Annotated in this window: 21 protein-coding genes and 1 pseudogene; 9 read left to right on the top strand and 13 right to left on the bottom strand. The window is 68.9% G+C overall.

Going from position 1 to position 23649, the window contains the following annotated elements:
* A partial coding sequence (locus A5708_RS12015; protein WP_065028840.1) for a hypothetical protein occupies nt 1-1093 on the top strand: 1093 nt, incomplete at its 5' end.
* A gap of 8 nt (nt 1094-1101) precedes the next feature.
* On the opposite strand, the pseudogene A5708_RS27975 reads toward A5708_RS12015, so the two are convergent.
* A pseudogene (locus A5708_RS27975) lies at nt 1102-1202 on the bottom strand (2-isopropylmalate synthase); the annotation flags it as partial.
* A gap of 92 nt (nt 1203-1294) precedes the next feature.
* On the opposite strand from A5708_RS27975, the gene A5708_RS12010 reads away from it, so the two are divergent.
* Entirely contained in the window at nt 1295-2620 is a 1326-nt protein-coding gene (locus tag A5708_RS12010; protein ID WP_065028851.1) for a UDP-glucose dehydrogenase family protein, read from the top strand.
* Between the two features lie 2 nt (nt 2621-2622).
* On the opposite strand, the gene A5708_RS12005 is transcribed toward A5708_RS12010, so the two are convergent.
* Entirely contained in the window at nt 2623-3273 is a 651-nt protein-coding gene (locus tag A5708_RS12005; RefSeq protein ID WP_065028839.1) for a class I SAM-dependent methyltransferase, read from the bottom strand.
* A gap of 147 nt (nt 3274-3420) precedes the next feature.
* On the opposite strand from A5708_RS12005, the gene A5708_RS12000 reads away from it, so the two are divergent.
* Genes A5708_RS12000 through rfbA form a run of 3 tightly spaced genes read left to right on the top strand, consistent with a single transcriptional unit; the run spans nt 3421 to nt 5479 of the window.
* Entirely contained in the window at nt 3421-4176 is a 756-nt protein-coding gene (locus A5708_RS12000; protein WP_065028850.1) for a maleylpyruvate isomerase family mycothiol-dependent enzyme, read from the top strand.
* A gap of 29 nt (nt 4177-4205) precedes the next feature.
* Nucleotides 4206-4577 (top strand): nuclear transport factor 2 family protein, encoded by a 372-nt coding sequence (locus A5708_RS11995; protein ID WP_065028838.1) that lies wholly within the window; start codon nt 4206-4208, stop codon nt 4575-4577.
* 26 nt (nt 4578-4603) lie between these two features.
* Nucleotides 4604-5479 carry a glucose-1-phosphate thymidylyltransferase RfbA gene (rfbA, locus tag A5708_RS11990; protein WP_065028837.1) on the top strand — a complete coding sequence of 292 codons (876 nt, stop codon included), beginning with the start codon at nt 4604-4606 and terminating at the stop codon, nt 5477-5479.
* On the opposite strand, the gene A5708_RS11985 is transcribed toward rfbA, so the two are convergent.
* The 5 genes from A5708_RS11985 to A5708_RS11965 form a co-directional block, all read right to left on the bottom strand.
* Nucleotides 5421-6686 carry a YibE/F family protein gene (locus A5708_RS11985; protein WP_065028849.1) on the bottom strand — a complete coding sequence of 422 codons (1266 nt, stop codon included), beginning with the start codon at nt 6684-6686 and terminating at the stop codon, nt 5421-5423. The genes rfbA and A5708_RS11985 overlap by 59 nt on opposite strands.
* A 32-nt stretch (nt 6687-6718) precedes the next feature.
* Nucleotides 6719-8011 carry a pyridoxal phosphate-dependent aminotransferase gene (locus A5708_RS11980; RefSeq protein ID WP_065028836.1) on the bottom strand — a complete coding sequence of 431 codons (1293 nt, stop codon included), beginning with the start codon at nt 8009-8011 and terminating at the stop codon, nt 6719-6721.
* A gap of 32 nt (nt 8012-8043) precedes the next feature.
* Nucleotides 8044-11079 (bottom strand): (Fe-S)-binding protein, encoded by a 3036-nt coding sequence (locus tag A5708_RS11975; RefSeq protein WP_065028835.1) that lies wholly within the window; start codon nt 11077-11079, stop codon nt 8044-8046.
* A gap of 250 nt (nt 11080-11329) precedes the next feature.
* Complete coding sequence (locus A5708_RS11970) at nt 11330-12997, bottom strand: Hsp70 family protein (RefSeq protein WP_065028834.1); 1668 nt, start codon at nt 12995-12997, stop codon at nt 11330-11332.
* Between the two features lie 134 nt (nt 12998-13131).
* Nucleotides 13132-13674 carry a hypothetical protein gene (locus tag A5708_RS11965; protein WP_065028833.1) on the bottom strand — a complete coding sequence of 181 codons (543 nt, stop codon included), beginning with the start codon at nt 13672-13674 and terminating at the stop codon, nt 13132-13134.
* 78 nt (nt 13675-13752) lie between these two features.
* On the opposite strand from A5708_RS11965, the gene A5708_RS11960 reads away from it, so the two are divergent.
* Together A5708_RS11960 and A5708_RS11955 are read left to right on the top strand one after the other, a co-directional pair.
* On the top strand, nt 13753-14403 hold the full coding sequence (locus A5708_RS11960; protein ID WP_065028832.1) for a DUF1345 domain-containing protein: 651 nt from the start codon (nt 13753-13755) through the stop codon (nt 14401-14403).
* 347 nt (nt 14404-14750) lie between these two features.
* On the top strand, nt 14751-16166 hold the full coding sequence (locus tag A5708_RS11955) for a sugar porter family MFS transporter (RefSeq protein ID WP_065028848.1): 1416 nt from the start codon (nt 14751-14753) through the stop codon (nt 16164-16166).
* Between the two features lie 38 nt (nt 16167-16204).
* Here the strand turns inward: A5708_RS11955 and A5708_RS11950 are convergent, their stop codons facing one another.
* Genes A5708_RS11950 through A5708_RS11940 form a run of 3 tightly spaced genes read right to left on the bottom strand, consistent with a single transcriptional unit; the run spans nt 16205 to nt 18705 of the window.
* Nucleotides 16205-16939 (bottom strand): hypothetical protein, encoded by a 735-nt coding sequence (locus tag A5708_RS11950; protein WP_065028831.1) that lies wholly within the window; start codon nt 16937-16939, stop codon nt 16205-16207.
* Nucleotides 16939-17499, bottom strand: coding sequence for an LpqN/LpqT family lipoprotein (locus A5708_RS11945; RefSeq protein WP_065028830.1), 561 nt, complete (start codon nt 17497-17499; stop codon nt 16939-16941). The genes A5708_RS11950 and A5708_RS11945 overlap by 1 nt, the downstream gene beginning before the upstream one ends.
* Before the next feature lie 12 nt (nt 17500-17511).
* Nucleotides 17512-18705, bottom strand: coding sequence for a hypothetical protein (locus A5708_RS11940; protein ID WP_065028829.1), 1194 nt, complete (start codon nt 18703-18705; stop codon nt 17512-17514).
* Nucleotides 18706-18868: 163 nt separating this feature from the next.
* On the opposite strand from A5708_RS11940, the gene A5708_RS11935 reads away from it, so the two are divergent.
* Nucleotides 18869-19405, top strand: coding sequence for a DUF488 family protein (locus A5708_RS11935; RefSeq protein ID WP_065028847.1), 537 nt, complete (start codon nt 18869-18871; stop codon nt 19403-19405).
* Here the strand turns inward: A5708_RS11935 and A5708_RS11930 are convergent.
* From A5708_RS11930 to A5708_RS11920, 3 genes are all read right to left on the bottom strand, one after another.
* The gene (locus tag A5708_RS11930) at nt 19402-19959 is read right to left on the bottom strand and encodes a hypothetical protein (RefSeq protein WP_419538239.1); all 558 of its coding nucleotides are present in this window, start codon (nt 19957-19959) and stop codon (nt 19402-19404) included. The two genes, A5708_RS11935 and A5708_RS11930, sit on opposite strands and share 4 nt — an antisense overlap.
* Nucleotides 19960-20128: 169 nt before the next feature.
* On the bottom strand, nt 20129-21079 hold the full coding sequence (locus A5708_RS11925; RefSeq protein WP_065028828.1) for an amidohydrolase family protein: 951 nt from the start codon (nt 21077-21079) through the stop codon (nt 20129-20131).
* Between the two features lie 5 nt (nt 21080-21084).
* On the bottom strand, nt 21085-22569 hold the full coding sequence (locus A5708_RS11920; protein ID WP_065028827.1) for an aldehyde dehydrogenase family protein: 1485 nt from the start codon (nt 22567-22569) through the stop codon (nt 21085-21087).
* 87 nt (nt 22570-22656) lie between these two features.
* Between A5708_RS11920 and A5708_RS11915 the strand changes: the two genes are divergently transcribed.
* Nucleotides 22657-23598, top strand: a complete 942-nt coding sequence (locus A5708_RS11915) for a LysR family transcriptional regulator (protein WP_065028826.1) — start codon at nt 22657-22659, stop codon at nt 23596-23598.
* Nucleotides 23599-23649: the final 51 nt, after the last annotated feature.

Raw genomic sequence — 23649 nt, 5'->3', positions numbered from 1 at the left:
CTACATCGAGCCCGACTCGGCGACGCTTGCGGTGGTCGACAGCGCGGACGGATCCATTGCCGACGTTCAGCGGCAGGCCCTGCCCGACGACGACGAGGCGGCGGTCGCCCAGCTGGCCGCGATGGTGTCCAACGCCGAGAACCTGCAGACGCGCCCGGACGCCGTGTTCGTCGTCGGCTCCGGCATCGACATCCCGCTGATCAAGCCCGCCCTGGAGGCGGCGACCACCCTGCCGCTGAGCGCGCCCGAGGAGCCGGACACGGCCCTGGCCCGTGGCGCGGCGCTGGCGTCGGCGCATGCACCGCTGTTCTCGTCGTCCACCGCGGCCCTGGCCTACGCGCAGGATCCCGGGACCGGCGCGATCAACCCGCTCGCCGTGGTGCCGGGCTACTTTGAAAACCCGGGCGAGGCCGGCGCGGACGGACTCGCGTACAGCGCCGTAGCCGACGACCCGGATGAGTTCTTCACCGGCTCGCAGACCGCCGCGACGGCGCTGGTCGACGCGGACTACCACCAGCGCAGCTCGTTCCGGATGGTGGGAAGCGCGGTGGCGGCAATCTTCGTCATCGGCGTCGTGGCACTGGTGGTGTCGTTGGCCATCGCCATCCGACCGACGGCCAGCGTCCGGCCGAACCCGAACCAGAACGTCGTCGTCGCGCCCACCCGGCCGGCTCCCGCTCCCGCGGCGCCGGCCCCCGTGCAGGCACCCGCGCCGGCGGCACCCGCCCCGGCTCCCGAGGCTCCGGCCCCTGAGGCCGTTCCTCAGGCGCCCGCTCCGGCGCCGGAGGCCCCCGCACCCGCCCCGGCGGCTCCGATTCCGGTGCCGGAGGCTCCCGCCCCGGCGCCGGTGGCTCCGCCGCCTCCTCCGCCCGCGGTGGCGCCGATCCCCGTGCCCATTCCGCTGCCGATCCCGGGCCTTGGTGGGCCGGGCTTCGGTGGACCGCCCGGAGGCGGCTTCGGCCCGCACGGCGGCGGTGACGGAGGGCCGCACGGCGGCGGTGGCTTCCCCGGGTTCCCCGGTGGTGGCGGTGGCCACGGCGGCGGCGGCTTCCCCGGCTTCGGCGGAGGTCACGGCGGCTTCGGTCGCCACTAGGCCTGATGGTGGCGACCCGCTTCGCCCGGCTGCGCCGCGCTCGCGATCGCCACGAGGCCTGATGGTGGCGACCCGCTTCGCCCGGCTGCGCCGCGCTCGCGATCGCCACGAGGCCTGACGGCAGTCACCTGTCATCTTCCGTTTGCCTCCCGCTCAACCTCGCGATGCAATTAGCTCATGGCGACCACCTACACCGGTTGTATGCGATGCACCGTGTTTGGCACGGGTTACCTCGGTGCCACCCATGCGGTTGGGATGGCGGCATTGGGACACGACGTGCTCGGGGTCGACATCGACCCGGGTAAGGTCGCCAAGCTCGCCGGGGGCGACATCCCCTTCTACGAGCCCGGCCTGCGAAAGCTGTTGAAGGAGAACCTGGCCGCGGGTCGGCTGCGGTTCACCACCGATTACGACATGGCGGCCGACTTCGCCGACGTGCACTTCCTCGGGGTGGGCACTCCGCAGAAGAAGGGCGAGTATGGCGCGGATCTGCGCCACGTCTACGCCGTCATCGATGCGTTGGTGCCGCGGCTGACGACTTCGGCTGTGCTGGTTGGCAAGTCGACGGTCCCGGTGGGTACCGCAGCCGAGTTGAACCAACGAGCGGCCGCGCTGGCACCGTCTGGTGTGGACGTCGAAATCGCTTGGAATCCAGAGTTTCTGCGCGAAGGCTACGCCGTGCAGGACACCCTCCACCCGGACCGGATCGTGCTGGGGGTCAAAGAGGATTCGATGCGTGCCGAGGCCGCCGTGCGCGAGCTGTACGGTCCGCTGCTCGAGGCCGGCGTGCCGTTCCTGGTGACGGACCTACAGACCGCGGAGCTGGTCAAGGTGGCCGCCAATGCCTTTCTGGCGACCAAGATTTCGTTCATCAACGCCATCTCCGAGGTATGCGAGGCCGCGGGCGCCGACGTCAGCCTGCTGGCTGATGCGCTCGGCTACGACCCCCGGATCGGACGCCAATTCCTCAATGCCGGTTTGGGTTTCGGCGGCGGATGCCTGCCCAAGGACATTCGCGCATTCATGGCGCGCGCCGGCGAACTGGGCGCAGACCAGGCGCTGACGTTTTTGCGCGAGGTGGACAGCATCAACATGCGCCGCCGCACCCGGATGGTGGAACTGGCCAGCGCGGCCTGCGGTGGCTCGCTGCTGGGCGCCAACGTCGCGGTGCTCGGCGCGGCGTTCAAGCCCGAATCTGACGATGTGCGTGACTCACCCGCGCTCAACGTCGCGGGTCAGCTGCAGCTCAACGGCGCCGCGGTCAACGTCTATGACCCCAAGGCCCTGGACAACGCGCAGCGGCTTTTCCCGACGCTGAATTACGCGGTCTCGGTCGAGGAGGCCTGCGAGCGCGCGGACGCGGTGCTGGTGCTCACCGAGTGGCGCCAGTTCGTCGACATGGATCCCGACGACCTGGCCGACCGGGTGCGCGCCCGCGTCATCGTCGACGGCCGCAATTGCCTGGACGTCGCCCGCTGGCAGCAAGCGGGCTGGCGGGTCTACCGCCTGGGCGCCCCGCGACCCTAACGTCAAGCCCGGGCGCGCAACACCGCGCGCTGGTACTCGCCACCGTCGTCCGAAACCTCGACGTCAACCTCGTCGAACCCGGCCGACCGCAGCGCGTCGACAACCGGTGCGGGGTCGGGGATCTCGCGGAACGGCAGGCTGGCCGCCACATCCTCGGCGTAGTGATGCCCCGCCACGTGTGGGTTCAGCGAAACGTCGGCGATCAACAGCCCACCCGGGGCCAGCACCCGGCGCCATTCCGCGAAGGCCCGCTCCGGCTCGAGCACGGTCCAGATGAAATGTCGGGCCGTCACGGCGTCGAAACTCGCGTCGGCGAATGGCAGCTTCTCGGTGACGCCCTCCACGAACGTGACGGCCACCCCGCCCTCGGCGGCCTTGGCGCGCGCCCGTGCCAGCATCGCCTCGGACGCGTCGACGCCGGTCACCTCGTGGCCGAGCTCGGTCAGCAACAACGCCACAAACCCCGTGCCCGTGGCGACATCGAGCACCCGCGACGCCGGGGGGATCGGACTCAGGGCGTCCGCCCACCGGCGACGTTCGGGTTCCGAGGAGATGCCGTGCGCGGTCCGCTGGTCGTACTCGGAGCCCTCACGCTCCCAGAACTCGCGGATCGCCGTGCGGGCGACCGGAAGGCTCGCATCGTCATCGGGCATGAGCACCTCTCGGGGACAAGGGCATTCGGCGATTGTGGCGGCCGGCTTGCCTCGACGAACCTGGCATCCAAGTCTGCAGTGCGCGCCATCGTCATCGCAAGGCACGCGGGAGCAGAGGGTGACCGTCTGGCGGGTAACCTGACGCGGGTGGACTACGCCGGAGCATTCCTCGACGAGAACCGGGCCTTCGCGGAGCTTTTTCAGGATGCCGACGAGTCCGCGCCGGTGCCCACCTGCCCGGAGTGGACCCTGCGGCAACTGTTCCGCCATGTCGGCCGCGGCGACCGCTGGGCGGCGCAGATCGTGCGCGACAAACTCGACAGCTACCTCGACCCGCGCACGGTGGAGGGCGGCAAGCCGCCGCCCGACCCCGCCGGCGCGATCGCCTGGCTGCACGGCGGCGCTCAGCGGCTGATCGACGCCGTCGAGCTGACCGGCGTCGAAACACCGGTCTGGACGTTCCTCGGGTCGCGCCCGGCGAACTGGTGGGTCCGGCGCCGGTTGCACGAGGTCGCGGTGCATCGGGCCGACGCGGCGATCGCGCTGGGCAGCGAATTCACCCTGGACCCCGGCGTGGCCGCCGACGGCATCACCGAGTGGCTGGAGCGGGTCGCGATCCAGGCGGGCGGCCGGGGGGCGCCGCTTCCGCTCGAGGAGGGCGACACAATGCACCTGCACGCCACCGACCCCGGCCTGGGCGAAGCCGGCGAGTGGACCATCGCCCTCGAGGAGGGCCGGATCGTCTGGTCGCACCAGCACGGCAAGGGCAGCGCCGCGCTGCGCGGTGGCGCCACCGAGCTGCTGCTGGCGATCCTGCGCCGGCGGCCGCTGGCCGAGACGGGCGTCGAGCTGTTCGGCGACGACGCCGTGTGGGAGCGCTGGTTGGACCGTACGCCTCTCTAGCCGCGGGGCCGCACGGTAACTTGCACACCATGACCACATCGGAGATCGCCACCGTTCTGGCATGGCACGACGCCCTCGACAGCGCCGACATCGACACATTGACGGCGTTATCCAGCGACGACATCGAGATCGGCGACGCGCACGGCGCCGCTCAGGGCCACGAGGCGCTGCGCAAGTGGGCTTCGTCGCACCGGGCGACCACACAGCTCGGTCAGATGTATGTGCACGACGGCGTCGTCGTCGTGGAACAAAAGCTGGGCAGCGCCGACGGGCCGGGGGAGGCCACCAACGCGCTGGCGTTTCGCGTCGTCCGTGACCACGTCACGTCGGTGTTCCGGCACGACAGCTTGGCGTCGGCGCTGGCGGCCACCGAGCTCACCGAGTCCGACGCCATCGAATAGGCCCATCAAGGCATTAGGAGCTATCCATGCGCGGCATCATCCTGGCCGGCGGGTCGGGGACCCGCCTGCATCCGATCACCACGGGCATCAGTAAGCAGCTGCTGCCGGTCTACGACAAACCGATGGTCTACTACCCGCTGTCCACCCTGATGATGGCCGGGATCCGCGACATCCTGGTGATCACCACCCCGCACGACGCGGCGGGATTCCAGCGACTGCTGGCCGACGGCTCGCAGTTCGGCGTCAACATCAGCTACGTGACGCAGGAAAACCCCGACGGTCTGGCCCAGGCTTTCGTGCTGGGCGCCGACCACATCGGCAACGAGCCGGTGGCTTTGGTGTTGGGAGACAACATCTTCTACGGCCCGGGGCTGGGCACCAGCCTGAGCCGCTTCCAATCCATCAGCGGGGGAGCGGTTTTCGCGTACTGGGTGGCCAACCCCTCGGCGTACGGTGTGGTCGAGTTCAGCGACGACGGCACGGCGCTGTCGCTGGAGGAGAAGCCCAAGACGCCGAAATCCAACTATGCGGTGCCGGGCCTGTACTTCTACGACAACGACGTGATCGAAATCGCCAAGGGTCTCAAGAAATCGGCGCGCGGCGAGTACGAGATCACCGAGGTCAACCAGATCTATCTGAACCGGGGTCGGCTCTCGGTCGAGGTGATGGCCCGCGGCACGGCCTGGCTGGACACCGGCACGTTCGACTCGCTGCTGGACGCCAGCGATTTCGTGCGTACCCTGGAGCGACGGCAGGGCCTGAAGGTCAGCGTCCCCGAGGAAGTGGCGTGGCGGCGAGGCTGGATCACTGACGAGGTGCTGGCCGAGCGTGCGCACAGCCTGCTCAAGTCCGGCTACGGCGGCTATCTGCTGGATCTGTTGGAGCGGAGCCGGTTTCAGTAGGTTTGGCCAGCACCGCGGCGATCGCCGTTGTCAGCGGTACCGACATCGCCAGCGCCATGCCGCCCACCGCAGAGCGGGCGATCTCGATGGCCACGCTCTCGCTGGTCAACACGTCGGTTAACGAGCGGTTGGCGACGCTGAACAGCAACAGCAGCGGCAGCGAACTACCCGCGTAAGCCAGCACCAGCGTGTAGACCGTGCTGGCGATGTGGTCGCGGCCCACCCGGATGGCGCCCAAAAAGATCGCCCGCCGCGAGCCGCCGAGGCGGGCGAGCTCGAACACCGTCGAGGCCTGCGTCACCGTCACGTCGTTGAGCACACCCAGTGACCCGATGATGAACCCGGCGAGCAGCAGGCCGCCGATCGACACATTGCCCAGATACGCGCTGACGGTGCTGTTCTGCTCGTCCGACAGCCCGGTCAGCTGTGCCAGTTGTATTGCTGCCCAGGACAATCCGGCGGCCAGCAGCAGCGCCGACAGGGTGCCCAGCAGCGCGGCGCTGGTCCGCAGGTTGACCCCGTGCGCGAGGTAGATGACCGCGTACAGGATGGCCGCCGACGCCACCAGCGCCACCGGGACCGCGGGTGCGCCGTCGCGCAGCGCCGGCAGCAGGAACACCACCAGCACCAAGAACGCGACCACGATGCCCACCAGCGCGAGCAGCCCGCGCCACCGCGCCACCGCCACGATGACCACCGCGAACGCGATCGCCAAACCGGTTAGCGCCCAGCCACGTTCGAAGTCGTAGAACGCATAGCTGGTGGCGCCCTGGTCGTCGACCTGCCGGACCAGCCGAATGTGGTCACCCACCGCGAATTTCGGCTGGCCGGGGCCGGGGGAGGACTCCAGCAGCGTCTGGGCCCCGGCGTTGGGGCCGGAATCGATCGAGACCTGGGTCAAGACGCAGCGTCCCGCGCCCGGCGTCGCCCGCTGCGGCGCGCCGGTGAGGACCTGACTGACCGACGGGCTGCCGCAGTCGCCCGTTCCGCTGGACAGCACGTGCCCGGCCTGGGTGCTCACCGCGCCGCCGGCCGCGTTCTGCAGCGGCATCGGGATGTCGACGTGCTGTCGGCTGGGCCATAGCACGATGGCGCCGACGGCCACCGCCACGCCGATCGCGACCAGCAACCCGACGACAATCCTGGCTGGCAACGGATCAACGGCTGACGGGCCCGACGGCATGCTGTGCGAGTGGGAGTGCGTCACCCGCTCCACCGTAGAGGCGGCCGCGCGGGCGCTTACGGCCGATAGCCGACGAGGAAGTTGCCCAACCGCTCGATCGCGGCCGCCAGGTCGCGGGCCCACGGCAACGTCACGATGCGCAGGTGATCCGGTGCCGGCCAATTGAAGCCGGTGCCCTGGGTGACCAGGATCTTCTCCTGCAGCAGCAGGTCGAGGACGAGCTGTTCGTCGTCGTCGATGTCATAGACCTCGGGGTCCAGCCGCGGGAAGGCGTACAGGGCGCCGTCGGGTTTGACGCAGGACACCCCCGGGATCTCGTTGAGTTTGGTCCAGGCGACATCGCGCTGTTCGAGCAGCCGCCCGCCCGGCAGGACCAGGTCGTCGATGCTCTGGTGGCCGCCCAGCGCGACCTGGATGGCGTGCTGCGCCGGGACGTTGGGGCACAGCCGCATGTTGGCCAGCAGGTTGATGCCCTCGATGAAGCTGCTGGCGTGGTCCTTGGGCCCGGTGATCGCCAGCCAGCCGGCCCGATAGCCGGCCACCCGGTAAGCCTTTGACAGGCCGTTGAAGGTCAGGCACAACATGTCGTGGGCGAGCGAGGCCACGTTGATGTGCTTGGCGTCGTCGTACAGGATCTTGTCGTAGATCTCGTCGGCGAGCAGCAGCAGCTCGTGCTTGCGCGCGAGATCGACGATCTGGGTGAGGACTTCGCTGGTGTAGACCGCGCCCGTCGGGTTGTTCGGGTTGATCACGACCAGCGCCTTGGTGCGGTCGGTGATCTTGGACTCCATGTCGGCGATGTCGGGCTGCCAGCCTTGGGTCTCGTCGCACAGGTAATGCACGGGCGTGCCGCCCGCCAGCGAGGTCGACGCCGTCCACAGCGGGTAGTCCGGCGACGGGATCAGCACCTCGTCGCCGTTGTCGAGCAGGGCCTGCAGCGTCATGGTGATCAGCTCGGACACGCCGTTGCCCAGATACACGTCGTCGACGTCGAACCGGGGGAAGCCGTCGACCAGCTCGTAGCGGGTCACCACCGCACGGCGGGCGGGCAGGATGCCCTGTGAGTCGGAGTATCCCTGGGCGTACGGCAGGGCCTGGATCATGTCCCGCATGATCACGTCGGGCGCCTCGAAGCCGAACGGCGCCGGGTTGCCGATGTTGAGCTTGAGGATGCGATGCCCCTCGGCCTCCAGCCGCGCGGCCTGCGCGTGCACGGGCCCGCGAATCTCGTATAGGACGTCCTGAAGCTTCGACGACTGCGCGAAACTGCGTTGCGGCCGGTGATGAGCCGATGCGTGCAGGGGCAGGTGATGGGTGGTCACACCATCAATGGTGCCATCACTGTCCACTGAAATTTGCTGTCAAGCGTGAAAGACGCAGGTCAGCGCTTACCCGGGGGACGCGCCCCACGGGCAATGCCCAGGCCTTTGACGGGTGGCTGCGGCGGCGCGTCGTCGCCGTCGGTCTGCTTTGCCGGCTCCGCTTTCGGCGCCGGCTCGGCTTCGGCCTTGGGAGCCTCGGCCGGTTCGGCCTCAGGGGCCTCGGCCTTGGGTGCCTCAGCCTTGGGTGTCTCGGCCTTCGGGGCCGCCTTCTTGGCACCCGGGCGCTTGGCGCCCGCGGCGATGCCCAGTCCCTTGACCGGTGCCGCGGGTGCCTTGGCTTCGGGCTCGGTCTCGGTCTCGGCGGCGGGGGCCGCTTCCGCGGTCGCCTCGGCCTTGGGGGCGTCGGCCTTGGGGGCGGCCGGGGCCGCCTTCTTGGCGCCGGGTCGCTTGGCGCCCGCGGCCAGACCCAGGCCCTTCACCGGCGCGGCGGGTGCCTTGGCTTCGCCGTCGGCCTCGGTCGGTGCCTCGGTTTTGGCGGTCTCGGCCGCCGGTGCGGCCTTCTTCGCGCCGGGCTTCTTGGCGCCGCCTGCGATGCCCAGCCCCTTGACGGGGGCGGCCGCCTGCGCGGTGGCCTCGCCGGCCGGTTCGGCCGCCGCCTTCTTCGCGCCCGGCTTCTTGGCGCCGCCTGCGATGCCCAGCCCCTTGACCGGAGCCGCGGCGGCCTCGGACTTCGGGGCGGCCTCGGCCTCGGCGGGTGCCTCCTCGGCCGGCGCCTCGGCGGGTGCGGTCGCCGTGGCGGTCGAGGCCTTGGGCGCCTCAGCCGCCCGCACTTCGGCCCTTTCGGAGGCCTCCTTGGCGGCCGTGCCCTTCTCCGGCAGTGTCGCCTTGTCGTACTCGAGGGACCCGAGCAGGATCTGGGCGACGTCGAGCACCTCGACGCCGCTGCGACCGGCCTCTTCCTGACGGTCGTTGACACCGTCGGTGACCATCACCCGGCAGAACGGGCAGCCGGTGGCGATGGTGGCGGCGCCGGTGGCCAGGGCCTCGTCGACGCGCTCGTGGTTGATCCGCTTGCCGATGTGCTCTTCCATCCACATCCGCGCGCCGCCGGCGCCGCAGCAGAAGCTGCGCTCGGCGTGGCGCGGCATCTCGGTCAGGTTCGCGCCCGCGGCCCCGATCAGCTCGCGCGGCGCCTCGTAGACCTTGTTGTGCCGGCCCAGGTAGCAGGGGTCGTGGTAGGTGATGTCCTGCGACACCGGGGTGACCGGCACCAGCTTGTTGTCCCGGATCAGCCGGTTGAGCAGCTGGGTGTGGTGCAGCACCGAGTAGTTCGCGCCGAGCTGGCGGTACTCGCGGCCCAGGGTGTTGAAGCAGTGCGGGCAGGTGACGACGATCTTGCGGTCGACGGTCTCGGTGCCCTCGAACAGCCCGTCCAGGGTCTCGACGGCCTGGGCGGCCAGTTGCTGGAACAGGAACTCGTTGCCCGAGCGGCGCGCGGAGTCGCCGTTGCAGGACTCGCCGGTGCCGAGCACCAGATACTTCACGCCGGCGATGGCCAGCAGCTCGGCGACGGCCTTGGTGGTCTTCTTGGCCTTGTCGTCGTAGGCGCCGGCGCAGCCCACCCAGAACAGGTACTCGAACCCGTCGAAGCTGTCGACGTCCTCGCCGTAGACCGGCACGTCGAAGTCGACCTCGTCGATCCAGCTGGTGCGGTCCGCCGCGTTCTGGCCCCACGGGTTGCCCTTGGTTTCCAGGTTCTTGAACAGCACCGACAGCTCGGAGGGGAACTCCGACTCCATCATCACCTGGTAGCGGCGCATGTCGATGATGTGATCGATGTGCTCGATGTCCACCGGGCACTGCTCGACGCAGGCGCCGCAGGACACGCAGGACCACAGCACGTCGGGATCGATGACGCCGCCCTGCTCCTCGGTGCCGACCAGCGGCCGGTTGGCCTGCTCGGGCCCGGACCCCATGACGCGGCCGAAGCCGGACTCGGGCACGTGGTGTGCCTCGGCGTGCTTCTCGCCGGACAGTTCCTCGCCGACCCCGCCTTCCGGTGTGCTCTCGAGGGGACTTTCCTTATCGCCCAGGATGTAGGGCGCCTTGGCCATCCAGTGGTCGCGCAGGTCCATGATGACGAGCTTGGGCGACAGCGGCTTGCCGGTGTTCCACGCCGGGCACTGCGACTGGCAGCGGCCGCACTCGGTACAGGTGGCGAAGTCCAGCATGGCTTTCCAGCTGAAGTCCTCGATCTTGCCGCGACCGAATTCGGCGTCGTCGGGCGGGTTTTCGAAGTCGATCGGCTTGCCGTCGTACTCCAGCGGCAGCAGCGGGCCGAGCCCGTCGGGCAGTCGCTTGAAGATGACGTTGATCGGCGCCGTGAAGATGTGCATGTGCTTGGAGTGCAGCACGATGATGAGGAACGCCAGCATGACCAAGATGTGCAGCAGCAGCGCAGTCGTTTCGATGATCTCGTTGGCGGGCTGGCCCAGCGGTCGCAGGATGGCGCCGAACAGCTGCGACAGGAAGGCGCCGTTGCCGTAGGGCAGCGTCCCGTTGTTGACCGCGGCTCCGCGCACGAACACGTACGTGAAGACGACGTTGAAGATCATGAACAGCACGAGCCAGGCGCCGCCGGTGTGCGAGCCGTAGAACCGTGACGAGCGTCCGATCTCCTTCGGGCTGCGCATCAACCGGATGATGGCGAAGGTGACGATGCCGAGGAAGACGGCGGTCGCGAAGAAGTCCTGCAGGAAGCCCAGCGCGTCCCAGCGGCCGATGATCGGGATGTGAAAGTTGTCCTGGAACAGCAGACCGTAGGCCTCGATGTAGACCGTCAGCAGGATGAAAAAGCCCCACATGGTGAAGAAGTGCGCCAGGCCGGGAATGGACCACTTCAACAGCTTGCGCTGACCGAAGACCTCGGATAGCTCGGCCCAGACGCGTTTGCCGGGTTCGTCGGTGTGTCCCGGGGCCGGCTTGCCGGACGTGATCAGCTTGAACAGCCACAGGACACGCCGTGCGGCGAGTGCGGCCACGACCAGCGTCATGCCCATGCCCACGATCAGCCTGATGAGCATCTGCGTTGTCACAGAAGGTCTCCCCAATGCATAGATAATTCGGCCTGTGCTTATTTGCCTGCTTAAGCCCCGCTCATAGTTACATCTTCGCGGCTTACAGCGCGAGAAAGGCTGCCCTAACTTGCCGTTCGCCGGTGCCTCTGGCCTGCTGGTTAATACCCACTAACCGGATGTGACGTTTGTCGGAGTGATGAGCACCACCAAATTTCGTTAATTGACCCTTTGCCGCGGCCCTTTGGCGGTTCGGGCGAAATCCGTCTCGTCAGCGCCCGAACGGTGGTTGAAAGACGGGCCGCGAGCGCGTGGTCGTCGGCGCCGCGGTGGTGGTCGCCTGCGACGTCGTGGTGGGCGCGGCGGTCGTGGTCGTGGTGCTGGGCGGCGCCGTCGTGGTCGTGGTCGTCGGCGCCGGCGCGGGCGTCGTGGTGGTGGCCGGCGCCTCGCTGGAGGGTGGCGGCGGCGCGGGAATCACGGTGACGGTGGTGCTGTCGTTCGGGCCGGTGATGGTCACCGTCTGCGGCGGTTGGCTGGGCGGCGACGTGGGACCGGCCGGGGTGGACTTGGTGAGCAGCAGGTTGATCGCCAGTATCAGGGCCACCAGCACCGCCGCGCCCGCCCCGGCCACGCTCAACACCAGCGCCGTGCGTTTGTACCAGGGCAGTTTCCCCTGGCCTGCGGCGTAACGGCTGCCCGTGGCGTCGTCGAATTCCCTTGCTTCATTGGCGTACTCGCCGGTGGCGTCGCGGCCGGTGTAGGGCACCGGCTCGTCGTTGTCCGCGTCCTGGGACCAGGCCAGGGCGTCATCCACGTCGGTGGCCTGGGCCGCCCAGGCTGCCTGGGTCATGTCGAACCCGGCGGTGCCGACCATCTCGGTCGGTGTCTCCACCGTGGCGGCCGCGGCGGTCGGAGCCATCCCCGACGCGTAATGCGGGCCCAGCACCGCCGCACCCACGGCGGCGCTGAGGGCCGGCCGGGCGGTGCTGTGCACCGGTACCCCGAAGCGCTGCCCCAACCGCGCCTTGAGCATGGGGATGTTCGCGCCACCGCCGGCGATCGCCACGGCGCTCAGCCTGGCGTTCGGAATTGCGTTGCGCCGCAACGACTCATCGACCGACGACAGGAAACGGTCCAGCGGAGCCGAGATGAGTTGCTCGAATTCGGTGCGGGACAACTGCGCACCATCGCCGGATGCGCCGGCGATGGTGGCCACCGCGGCCGTCGACAGCTGCTCCTTGGCGCGCCGGCACGCGCCGAGCAGGCGGGCCTGCGACCCGACCCGCGCGGTGCCGCCGAGCATGGCGGTACTGACGTCGGAGGCCAGCAGGTGATCCAGGACGAGCTGATCGATCACGTCGCCGGAGAAATCGGTGTACCGCGTCGCCCGCGCGACGGGCGCAAAGCCGGCCTTGGCGTCCATCAACGTGACGGTGGTGCCCCCGGCGCCGAAGTCGCACAGCGCAATAACGCCGTCGGCCCCGAATCCCGGCATGGCCCGCAGCGCCGCGAGCGCGGCCGTGGCGTCGGACACCAGCATCGGCGCCACCCCGCCGCGCGCCAGGTCGGACTGGGCGAAGAACTCCTCGCGCAGCGCCGCGAACTGGTCGTCGGACCAGTAGGCGGGCACCGCGATGGTGATCGGTGTCCCGTAGCCGACCGCGCGGGCCATGGCTTCGATCGCCTCGACCGTCAGCGCCGCACCGAGGTACTTGGTGCCGTCGGCCGCCACCAACGGCGCGCGGTCGCCGACGCGTTCGACGAACCCGCGCAACACCAGGCCGGGTTCGGTCAGGTTCGGATTCTCTTCTGGCAGGCCAACTTCGGTGGGCCGCTGTTCGAACAGGGTCAGCACGGAGCTGCGGGTTATCGGAGCGCGGCCCGCGCGGGCGGCAACCAGGTTGGCCACCCCGATCGATAGCCCGAGCGACTCGCTCATCTGCTACACCCCTGTGTCAGTCGTCCCGTTGCCGTCGCACGCTGATCCTCACCGTAGCGACCGTGGATTGCAGCGAGTGTAGGGCTTCGCCGGTGGTGCGCGGCGGAACCGTGATCGGATCTGCCACCGACTCGCTAACGCAGACCCGGCGGCACCGTGACCGGATTCGGCACCCCGGGAATGGTGATCACCGACGGCAGCTGCGGCACATGGTGGTGATGCGTCGGCTGCTGCGTCTGTCCCCCGGTGGGCTGCTGCTGCGTCGGCTGCTGAGCCGGCGGCTGTTCGGCGGTGCTGCTGGGCGAGGACGTGGTGGTCGTGGTGGTGGGCGGGGTTGTCGTCGTGGTGGTGGTGCTTGTCGGCGTCGTCGTTTTGGGGACGTGGGGGACGGTCTGCTGTCCGTGAATGAGCTCGACGATGCCGAAGACGATCAACGCGATCAGGATGACGACGGAGACCAGCCAGGCGATCAGCATTTTGGGCTTGCGATACCAGGGAGTCGGCTCGGCTTCCTGATCGAATGGGTCGACGTCGCCGGATTGCTCGGATCCCTCGGGCGGGTTCGGCGGGGGACCGGCCGGCGGAATTTCACCGGTCGGAGGCTGTTCGCTCACACGGAAGTCGCCATGCTGCGTCGGCTGATTGTGGAAGTCGTCGCGTGGGCCATTGGATGCCACGGGACCGATGGTACTGACCGCACCTGCCAATCTCCTGATGCCAACCCTGCGCGACGCGTTGGTGGTTAGGTCGAGTTCGTGGATTCCCTGGTGAAGCTGTTGCGAGACACGGTCGCGGTCCGGATATCGGTCTGTGTGGCCCTCGGAGTCGCCGTCGCTGTCCTGACGGGCAACACGGTCGGTTGGCGTTATGCGCTGGCCGGCTGGATCGCCACCGCCGGAATGTATGCCGCGTGGACGCACCTCAGCCTGCTCGGCATGGACGCCGAGCAGACGTGTCGATGGGCAACGCGGGAGGATCCGACCCGGTGGGTCGCCGACGCGGTCATCCTGTCGGCGAGCGTGGCGAGCCTGGGTGGCGTCGGCTACGTGGTGGCCGCGGGTTCACGCTCGGGCCATGAGGCCTTGGCGGCCGCCATCGTCGGCGTCCTGACCGTCGCGGCGTCTTGGGTGGCGGTGCACACGCTGTACTCGGTGCACTACGCGCGGCTCTACTACTCGGATGACCCGGGCGGCATCGACTTTCACGACCCCGAGCCGCCCCGCTTCCGGGATTTCGCCTATCTCGCCTTCACCGTCGGCATGACGTACCAGGTGTCGGACACCGAGATCGGCTTGGCGTCGATCAGGGCGACGGTCTTGCGCCATGCGCTGGTGTCCTACCTGCTTGGGGCGGTGGTCCTGGCGGTGACGATCAATCTGATCGCGGGGCTCGGTTCCAAGCTCTGATCGGGCGGCCCACCTGCTCAGGTCGTCTCCGGCCGGTAGCGTTGTAGTGCATTACCAATGCTCGACACGTCACTTTGACTTTCGTGCAGTTCGTGCCAGGCTCGTTTGCGGCTTCGGTATGGAGTCGGCGGCAAACCCGCAGCACGCGCCGCGCCCGCCGGGTCCCGGCAGACCAGCCACTTATGGGCACCCGCGGTCACTGCGGGCGACACCGGTTATGACATCGGGATCGGACAAGCCGCAGCCAGCGACCAGGAAGTTTTGAGTACAGGTTAGGAGCGATGACGATGCCCGGCCGGCCCGCCGACCAGCCCGGGGTTCGTCACCTCCGCTCCGACGTCACCGGTATGGCCGACGCCGAAGCGTCGCAGAGCCCAGTTGGCATCGGCGAGGGAAAGCAACTGACGGGTGCCGTCGTGGTCATCGCGCTCGTCGCTGCGATCTCGGGGATGCTCTACGGCTACGACACCGGTGTCATCTCCTGGGCTCTGTTGCAGCTCACCCAGGAGTTCAACATCACCGCGGGCTGGCAGCAGCTGATCGCCGCCAGCATCCTGCTCGGGGCCGTCGTCGGGGCCTTGACGTGCAGCTGGTTATCGGATCTGCGCGGCCGGCGCGGCACACTGTTGATGCTGGCGGTCGTCTTCATCGTCGGAGCGTTGTGGTGCGCCAACGCATCCGATGCCGTGGTGCTGTCGTTGGGACGATTGGTCCTGGGCTTCGCGGTCGGCGGGGCGACGCAGACGGCACCGATGTACGTCGCCGAGCTCTCGCCGCCGGCCTACCGGGGGCGGTTGGTGCTGTGCTTCCAAATTGCCATCGGGGTGGGCGTGCTCATCGCCACTCTCGTCGGGGTCTCCGGCTCGGTCTCGTGGCGAGCACCGATCGCACTCGCATGCGTGCCCGGAGCGATCATGCTGTGGCTGTTGCTGCGCCTGCCGGAAAGTCCGCGCTGGCTGATCAAGCAAGAGGACCGAAACGCTGCCCGAGCCGTGTTGGAGCATGTCCGGCCCGAGGGCTACGACGTGAGCGCCGAGCTGGACGAAGCGACCGAACTCGCGCGCGTCGAACGCACGGCCAGCACCCGCGGGTGGGGTGGGCTGCGCGACGCCTGGGTGCGCCCGGCCCTGGTCCTGGGTTGCGGCATTGCGGTGTTCACCCAGCTCAGCGGCATCGAGATGATCATCTACTATTCGCCGACCATATTGACGGACGACGGCGTTTACCGGTCCGTTGCTCTGCAGGTGTCGGTGGGCTTGGGTGCGGCGTACCTCATCGCCCAACTGATCGGGTTGGCCATCATCGACCGGGTTGGTCGGCGCCGGCTCACCCTCATCATGGTGCCCGGTGCGGCGATCAGCCTGTTCGTGCTGGGCCTGCTCTTCGTCACCAGCGACAGCGGTCGCGATGTGATTCCCTACATCATGATCTGCCTGGTTGCCTTCATGCTGTTCAATGGCGGCGGTCTGCAGCTGATGGGCTGGCTCACCGGCTCCGAGACTTATCCGCTGGCGGTGCGGCCGGCGGCCACCGCTGTGCAGTCGGCGACGCTGTGGGGGACCAACCTGCTCATCACGCTGACGATGCTGTCGCTCATCAATGCGATCGGGGTCGGGCCCTCGATGTGGCTCTACGCGTTGTTCAACGTGGCGGCGTGGATCTTCGTGTTCTTCCGCATGCCCGACCTCACCGGGAAGAGCCTGGAGGAGATCGAAAACAAGCTGTCCGAGGGGAAATTCCGGCCTTCAGACTTCACGCGCTGACGAATTCGGTTGCTAGACAAGTCATCCGACTAAAGCCGTCAGACGTCAGCCGTCGCGCCGCCTCGAAGAATCGCTTCGATCCGATCCAGCAGCTCGCTCGGGTCGTCGCGGGCGCCGTCTCGCCAGGCGATGAGTGCGTTGACGAGGTTGACCGGTGGGACGCTCAGCCGCAGCCCGAGCATCACCGTCTTGGCGCTGTCACTGCCGTCATCCAGCGGGCGGTAAGCAATGGCGACTTGCAGCGCGCGACCACCCCGCGGCTGCGAGATGAGCTTGGGCTCGATCGACTCGACCAGCTCACGCCGGATTTCGGTCAACTCGCTCTTTCGCTCGGCCAACCGCACGGTCAACGCCGTCCGGGTAATGCGGAGGAGGCAGCGCCGCCACATGCGAACGATGCCGTACCCGGTCAGCGGGGTCACGGCCAAGATGAGGATGCCGGTGAATCGAAGCCATGCCGGATTGCCGGGCGCATACCCCGCCCCAAGGGAGGCGACGCCCAGCAGCGGGACCAGCACAAGCGCGATGTACGCGTTGCCCTCGTACCAGGGGATGTAGCGGCAGACGATCTCGTCGCCGACCCGGCTGACCCCGGGCCGAAAAATCCGGCGCTGCCCCCCGATCAGGATGATGCCGCCGGTCACCGCGCCGCCGAGGGGCAGATACCAGGTCGATCCGACCAGCAAGTTGACGCCCGCCACCAGGCACAGGAAACCTCCGAAGGAGTAGCGCAGCACCCGCCCCCAACCGCCCTTCGCCCCGCCAGCGGCCATCAGTGACCGTCCCGCTTTGCGATTACCGGGGCGCGGTGCCGGCCGGCGGGCGCGGGGACCGGCGTCGGACCCGGTCGGACCTTCAGCCGGATCTGTGTCCTGTCCACCGGTGAATCGTGCAGCGCGGTCACCGTCAATTGCGTAATCAGCGTCTCCTGTTCAGCCGTGATGATTCTCGATCGTGACACGCTGTCGACGGTGCCGAGTTCGTGTTCGATCTGCATCGCGAGTAATCCGGTGATCCCGGCGCCCTCGGTGGCGGCGGTCAGTTCGCGGCGCAGCTCACTGCAGTCCGGCGCCGTCTGCAACTGCTGCTCAACCAGCATCGCGAACGCTTCGGCGGGGTCCACAGCGGCCTCGACACGATGCATCGTCAACACCGCGTTCGCGCAGAACACGTCGATGCACGGATCGCTGCGACAGATCCACACACGGGCTCCGACCGCCGAGTCGAAGGGTTCCCAGCCCCGCGGCACCCCCACATCCACCACAAACCCGACAAACCGATCGACCGGGGACACCGAGACGCCGGACTGCCGCACAAACTCATCGAATCGCATCGAACGTGGCCCCTACCCGAAACCGAAGACCGATTCCACGCCATGCACCGCACTACCGACCGCATCCGCGACGGGGTGCCAGGCCGCTTCGACGCCCTTGGATGCCAGGTAGCTGGCGACCGCTCCGGCACCGGCGCCGACCACCAGGCCGACCGCGGTCCCCGCGCCCGGAACGACCGATCCGACCGCTGCGCCGATCTCCGCACCCGCCCATAGCCCGGCGGCGACACCGACACCCTCCCGGGTGACGGCCTCCGGGACCGAGTTGCCGTCATGGATGTCGGACATGACGGCGGGCACCGCGCTGGCCGCGGCAACCACCCCGCCGACACGGGAGAATCCCTTGATCTCGACGCCACCGATCTTCGGATCCTCCAGCCACTTCAATAAGCCCGGATCGGCCTTTCCGGGACCTGTGCCGGGCGACTCGGCGATCAGGTTGGTCGCCGCCTGACGCACGCCGTCAGCGGTACCTCCGGCCACCGTGCCCGCACCCGCGATCGCCACATCCCCCGGCGTCGGGGTCAACTTGGGGCCCCCGCCGGGCGGTTCGCCGGCCGCCGGGCCGGGTCCCGCCGGGGCGGGTGCTGCCGGGGGACCGACGGAGTCATATCCGTCTGCATGCAGGGTGCCCATCGCGTCCTGAAACGACTTGGCGTAGCCGTCGCGTGTTGCTTGCAGCTGGGTCAGGGCGGCTTTGGTGTCGGCAACGGCGTCGTCTTCACATCTGGCGATAAACGCTTCCAGCGCATCGAAGTCGGCCTGGCTGAGGTCCTCGTCGTCTTCCATCTCGTCGGCTTCGCCGATCAGATCGTCGAGGTTCTGCAGCTGTGCTTCCAGCGACGCGATCTGGCCGGCCGCGGTCTTCTGGGCCTCGGCCAACGTCGCGGCGATGTTCTCCAGGTCCGCACCGATCTTCGGTATCTGCAGCGACTGCGCGCCAAGGGCTTTCGTCACCCGCTGTACTTCGTCGGAGCCGGTGATCGGATGATCGCCATTCTGGTGGTTCCAGGCGGCCTCGAACCGGGTGCGGGCCTGCTCGAAGGCGTCGTTGGCCTCCTTCGTGCATCGGCCGGCGCGACGAAACGCCTCGGCCAAGTTGGAAATCTGCGACGGGCTACCCGCCTGCAGGCTCGCATTGATTGCCCAGGGGTTTCCGTCGGCCACGCCGATCAGCGCCGGGATGCTGAGATATTGCAGTTGCATGGGGTCGTCAGCTGCTCGCCCGACTGCTGACCGACCCCGTTCGCATCGCCACCCCTCCCGAGCTCATGGGTCACATTACTAACGCAGGCTTGGTAATCAATTCACCTCGCGCTCTCGAGTCGGCACCATCGGCTATCCCGGGCAAGCTGTCCGTATGGAGCGGGTGTTGCTGACCGTGGGCCACGGGGCGGCCGCCCGGGAGCGGCTGACGGAGTTGCTTGCCGGAGCGGGAGTTGCGCTGGTGGTGGACGTGCGGCGATACCCGGCCAGTCGGACTAATCCGGACGTGCGGCGGGAGGCCCTGGAATCCTGGCTGCCGCAATCCGGCATCGACTATCGGTGGGAGCCCCGCCTCGGCGGGCGGCGGCATATCGCGGCCGGGGAACCGGAGCCGGACAGCTGGTGGACGGTGGCCGCGTTCCGGGCGTACGCCGCATACACCCGGACGCCGGAGTTCGGCGCGGCGCTGGACGAGGTCCTGGCCGACGCGGGCAGGCACACCACGGCGGTGATGTGCAGCGAGAGCGTCTGGTGGCGCTGCCACCGGCGGCTGATCGCCGACGTGGCGGTGCTCGGGCGCGGGGTGCCCGTGCGGCACCTCATGCCGGACGGCCGGCTCAGTCCGCACCGCCCCGCGGAGGGTGCCCGGCGCCGACCCGACGGCGACCTGGTCTGGGACGGCTGCGTTTCAGGCCCCTAGAACGTGTTGACCTTCTCGACGCTGACGAACATGCCGTGCTTCGTCTGGTCGTTGGTGAAGCGGGTGCCGTCGGCGTTGGCGATGATCGTCCAGCCCTGCGCCGCGTAGGTCTTGTAGTCGATGGTGACGGTCGGGATGGCTCCCAGGTTGCCCAGCACCCACTGCACCTTGCCGCCGGTGTTGATGCTCACGCCGTTAGCGTGCTCACCGTCCTGCAGCGGGGAGTTGGTGAACGGTGCCTCGCAGCCGACGGTGTCCTTGTTGATCTGGCAGCGCGTCACGCCGGATTTGGTCTCGATGAACACGTAACCGTTCTGGTCGGGTGGCAGCGGGATGGCGCCCGCCGGGTTGGTCGGGTTGCTCGGCGCGGCGGACGGGCCAGGGGCCGGCGCGGCGGTGGCCGACGGCGGTGTGGATCTGGGGGTGGGGAAAGACGGTTCGGTGGGTCCCGCGCCGGGCGAGGCCACCGGCCGGCCCCCGATGATGGAGCTGCAGCCCGACACCAGTTCCGAACCGCCCACCAGGGCTACGAGCAGCAGCGAACCACCGGCCAGGCTTCGCCGCGCATTCTCCGAAAACCGCACCCGCCGCTCCCCAGACGATTCGAATAGCGGCACTCAGGTTACGCACCGAGAGGCGAAAGTCGCTGCCCTGGCGCAGCTATCGATACCGAGCCGATGGCCCAGGTTTATCACCGCGTGACCGACCCGCCGGACCGGAGCGCTACAGCCCCAACAGTTTCTCGGCGTTGCGGTGGCTGATGGCGGCCCGCTCGTCGTCGGACAGCGGCAGGCCGTCGAGGAAGGCGCGGGCGTTGACCATCGACCCGAACGGGTAATCGGCGGAGAAGGCCACCCGCTCGATCCCCACCTGCGCCACCAGGTTCGCGTACGTCGCGTGGTCGTTGAAGTTGGCGAACGTGTAGTGAAAGTTCTCTCGCAGATAGGAACTCACGGGATGCTGCAGACCGGTCAGCTCCGGTTTCAGCGTGGCGTCGAACCGCGGCAGCATGAACGACGTCGCCTCGCCCATGTGCCCGATGATCATCTGCAACGACGGGTGCCGGTCGAACACGCCGCCGAGAATCATGCGCAGCGCGTGGGTGGCGGTGTTGATGTGCCACCCCCAGCCCACGGTGGCCAGCGCGAACGTGACGGGCTCGGCGAAGCCGGCGTAGCTGGACTCGATGACGCCCGCCGGCGGGATGGTCGGATGCAGGTAGATCGGCGCGTCCAGGGCGGCCGCGCGGGCCAGGACGGGCTCGAAGAACGGGTCGTCCAGGTAGCGGCCCCGGCTGTGCCCGTTGATCGCCGCGCCGGGAAAGCCGAGCCCGCGCACCGCGCGCTCGAGTTCCTCGGCCGCCTGGTCGGGGGCGCTGGTCGGCAGAGTGGCGAAGCCCGCCAACCGATGTGGATGCCGCTGCACCGCGGCGGCGAGCTGGTCGTTGGAGTCTCGGGCCATCCGGACCGCTTCGTCCGGATCCAGTTGCTCGACTCCGGGCGCGGCCAGCGACAGCACCGCCAGGTCCACCCCGGCCTCGTCCATCGCCGCGATGCGGCCGTTGCCGAGGTCGCTCAGCGTTTCGGCGAAGCCCGGGCGCGACGCGTGCCGGTACCCGGGGCCTTCCAGAAATTCGGTTGTGGCGTAATGCTCTTCGAGCGCGATGACACGCATCTGATCTACCCTTCGAGGACTCGGGTGGCTGCGTTCCAGCACGGCAGCTCGTCGTGGTTGGCGGCCAGGCGGATGGTTTTGGTGTAGCCGTATTCGGCCAGCGTCTCCTGGGCGTGCTCGCGGCCGAACCCGCTGTGGCCGACGCCGCCGAATCCGCTGCCGATCGCCACCCGGGCGTAGTTGTTGACGAAGACGGCCCCGGCGCGGATCTGCCGGCTCACCCGCAGCGCCCGGTCGCCGTCGGCGGTGAACACGGCGGCGACCAGCCCGTAGGGCGTGCCGTTGGCGATGCGCACCGCCTCGGCCTCGTCGCCGAACCGGATCACGGCGACCACCGGGCCGAAGATCTCCTCCTGGGCCACCCGCATGCCCGGTGTGACGCCGGTCAGCACGGTCGGTGCGACGTAGAAGCCGTCGGCGAGCCGGGGATCCTGCGGCAGCGGCGCCTGGGCGGCGATGCGGGCGCCTTCGCCCACGCCGATGCCGAGGTACTCCAGGACCTGCTTCTGCTGTGCCCGGGTGACCAGCGGGCCCACGTCGGTGGCGGGGTCGGCGCCGTCGCCCACCCGCAGCCGGCGCACCGCGGCGCACAGCTTCGCTTCGAACTCCGCATAGATGTTGTCCTGCACCAGGATTCGTGACGCCGCGGTGCACGCCTCGCCCTGGTTGAAGAAGCCGCCGTCGATGGCGGCCAGCAGGGCCGCGTGCAGGTCGGCGTCGCCGAACACCAGCAGTGGGTTCTTGCCGCCCAACTCCATGAGCGCCGGCGTGAGGTTGCCGGCGGCGGTGCGCAGCACGGCCGAACCGGTGAGTGGCGATCCGGTGAAGGAGATCTTGCCCACCAGTTGGTGCTCGGCCAGCGCGGCGCCCACCTCACCGCCGCCCGGCACGGCGTGCACCACCGGATCGGGCAGCACCGACTGGATCAGTTCGACCATGCGCAGCACCACCGAGGGCGTCTGCTCCGGGGGTTTCAGCACGACGGCGTTGCCGACGGCCAGTGCGGGCGCGACCTTTCCGGCGGTGTGGATCGGTGGCCAGTTGAACGGCACGATGCCGGCGATCACGCCGTAGGGCTCGAGCGTGGTCACGTCGAAAACCGGGCCGTAGTCGCGCGCCTGGCTCGGCAGCACCTCGACCATGCCGGCGAAGTATTCGAAGATTCCGATCGCGGCTTCGACGTCGAAGCCGCGCGCCTGGCTGATCGGCTTGCCCATCTCCCGCGACTCGAGGGCGGCGATCTCGTCGGCGTGCGCGCGAATGACGTCGGCGATCCGCCGCAGGTAGCGGCCGCGTTCGCGGGCCGGGCGCTGCTTCCAGGCCAGGTGGGCGGCGTGCGCCGCCCGCACGGCCTGGTCGACCTGCTCGGTACCGGCTCCTTGCACGACGGTGACGACCTGGCCGGTGGCGGGGTCTTCCACGACGAATCTGTCGTCGGCGGACGCCGACGACCAGCGGGTGCTGATCTCGGTGGGGGCGTGCTGGTCCATGGGCATTGTCACGGTATGCCCGGCGGTGTGATCAGCACCAACGATATCTTCTGATGGTTGCCATCATCTCCGGTGATAATCGCGGGTGTGGAGCTTCGCCATCTCGAGTACTTTCTGGCCGTCGCGGACAGCCGAAGCTTCACGGCGGCGGCCAAGCGCCTACATGTCGTGCAGTCCGGGGTGTCGGCCACCATCAAGGCGCTCGAACGCGAACTGGGCGCCGAGCTGTTCGTCCGGGGTGCGGCCGGCGTGGCACTGAGCCCCGCCGGCGAGGCGCTGCGACCCCACGCCCGGGCCACCCTCGACGCCGTCGGCGCGGCCAAGGACGCGGTCGGTGCCGCCCGGGGCACCGTGCGCGGCACCGTCACGGTCGGGACGCTGACGTCGGTCAGCGTCATCGACGTGCCGACCGTGCTCGCCGAGCTGCACGCCCGCCATCCCGACGTCGTGGTTCACCTGCGCGCGGCCAGCGCCGGGTCGGCCGGCCTGGCCGATCAGCTGCGCGACGGCGACCTCGACGTCGCCTTCCTGGTCTTCACCGGTCCGCCGCCGGCTGACCTGCGCGTCCGGCTCGTCGCCTCGGTGCCCCTGCTGCTGGTCGTGCCCGCCGAACACCCACTGGCCCGGCGCAAGGCGGTTTCGCTGGCCGACCTGGCGGGCATGTCCTTCGTCGACGGGCCGCCGGGATACGGCAACCGCGCCGTGGTCGACAACGCGTTTGCGGCCGCGGGTGTCGAGCGGACCGTCGCGGTGGAGGTCGCCGACATCGGCACCGCGGCGACCTGCATTCGCAAGGGGCTGGGGATCGGTTTTCTGAGCTGGTCCATCCTGGAGGGCATCGACAGCTCGGGCCTGGTCAGCGTCCGGATCACCGGTCCTGACCTGCAGTGGCGGCTTTACGTCGCGACCTCGGCGACCCGGCAGGCCAGCGCGGCCACCCGGGCGCTGCTCGCGCTGATCGAGGAAGTTGCCGGCGAGGCCCGAGTATTTAGCCACCCCCGGGAACAAGGCGGGACCAACCGCCGTTAACATGATCGACAAGTTGAGCGAACCACACTCAATACTGGGTTGACAGCCCAC

It is taken from the genome of Mycobacterium colombiense (assembly GCF_001672755.1).
Classification (GTDB): domain Bacteria; phylum Actinomycetota; class Actinomycetes; order Mycobacteriales; family Mycobacteriaceae; genus Mycobacterium; species Mycobacterium colombiense_C.
Note: the sequence above shows the minus strand (reverse complement) of the source record. Positions and strands in the feature narration are given on the sequence as shown.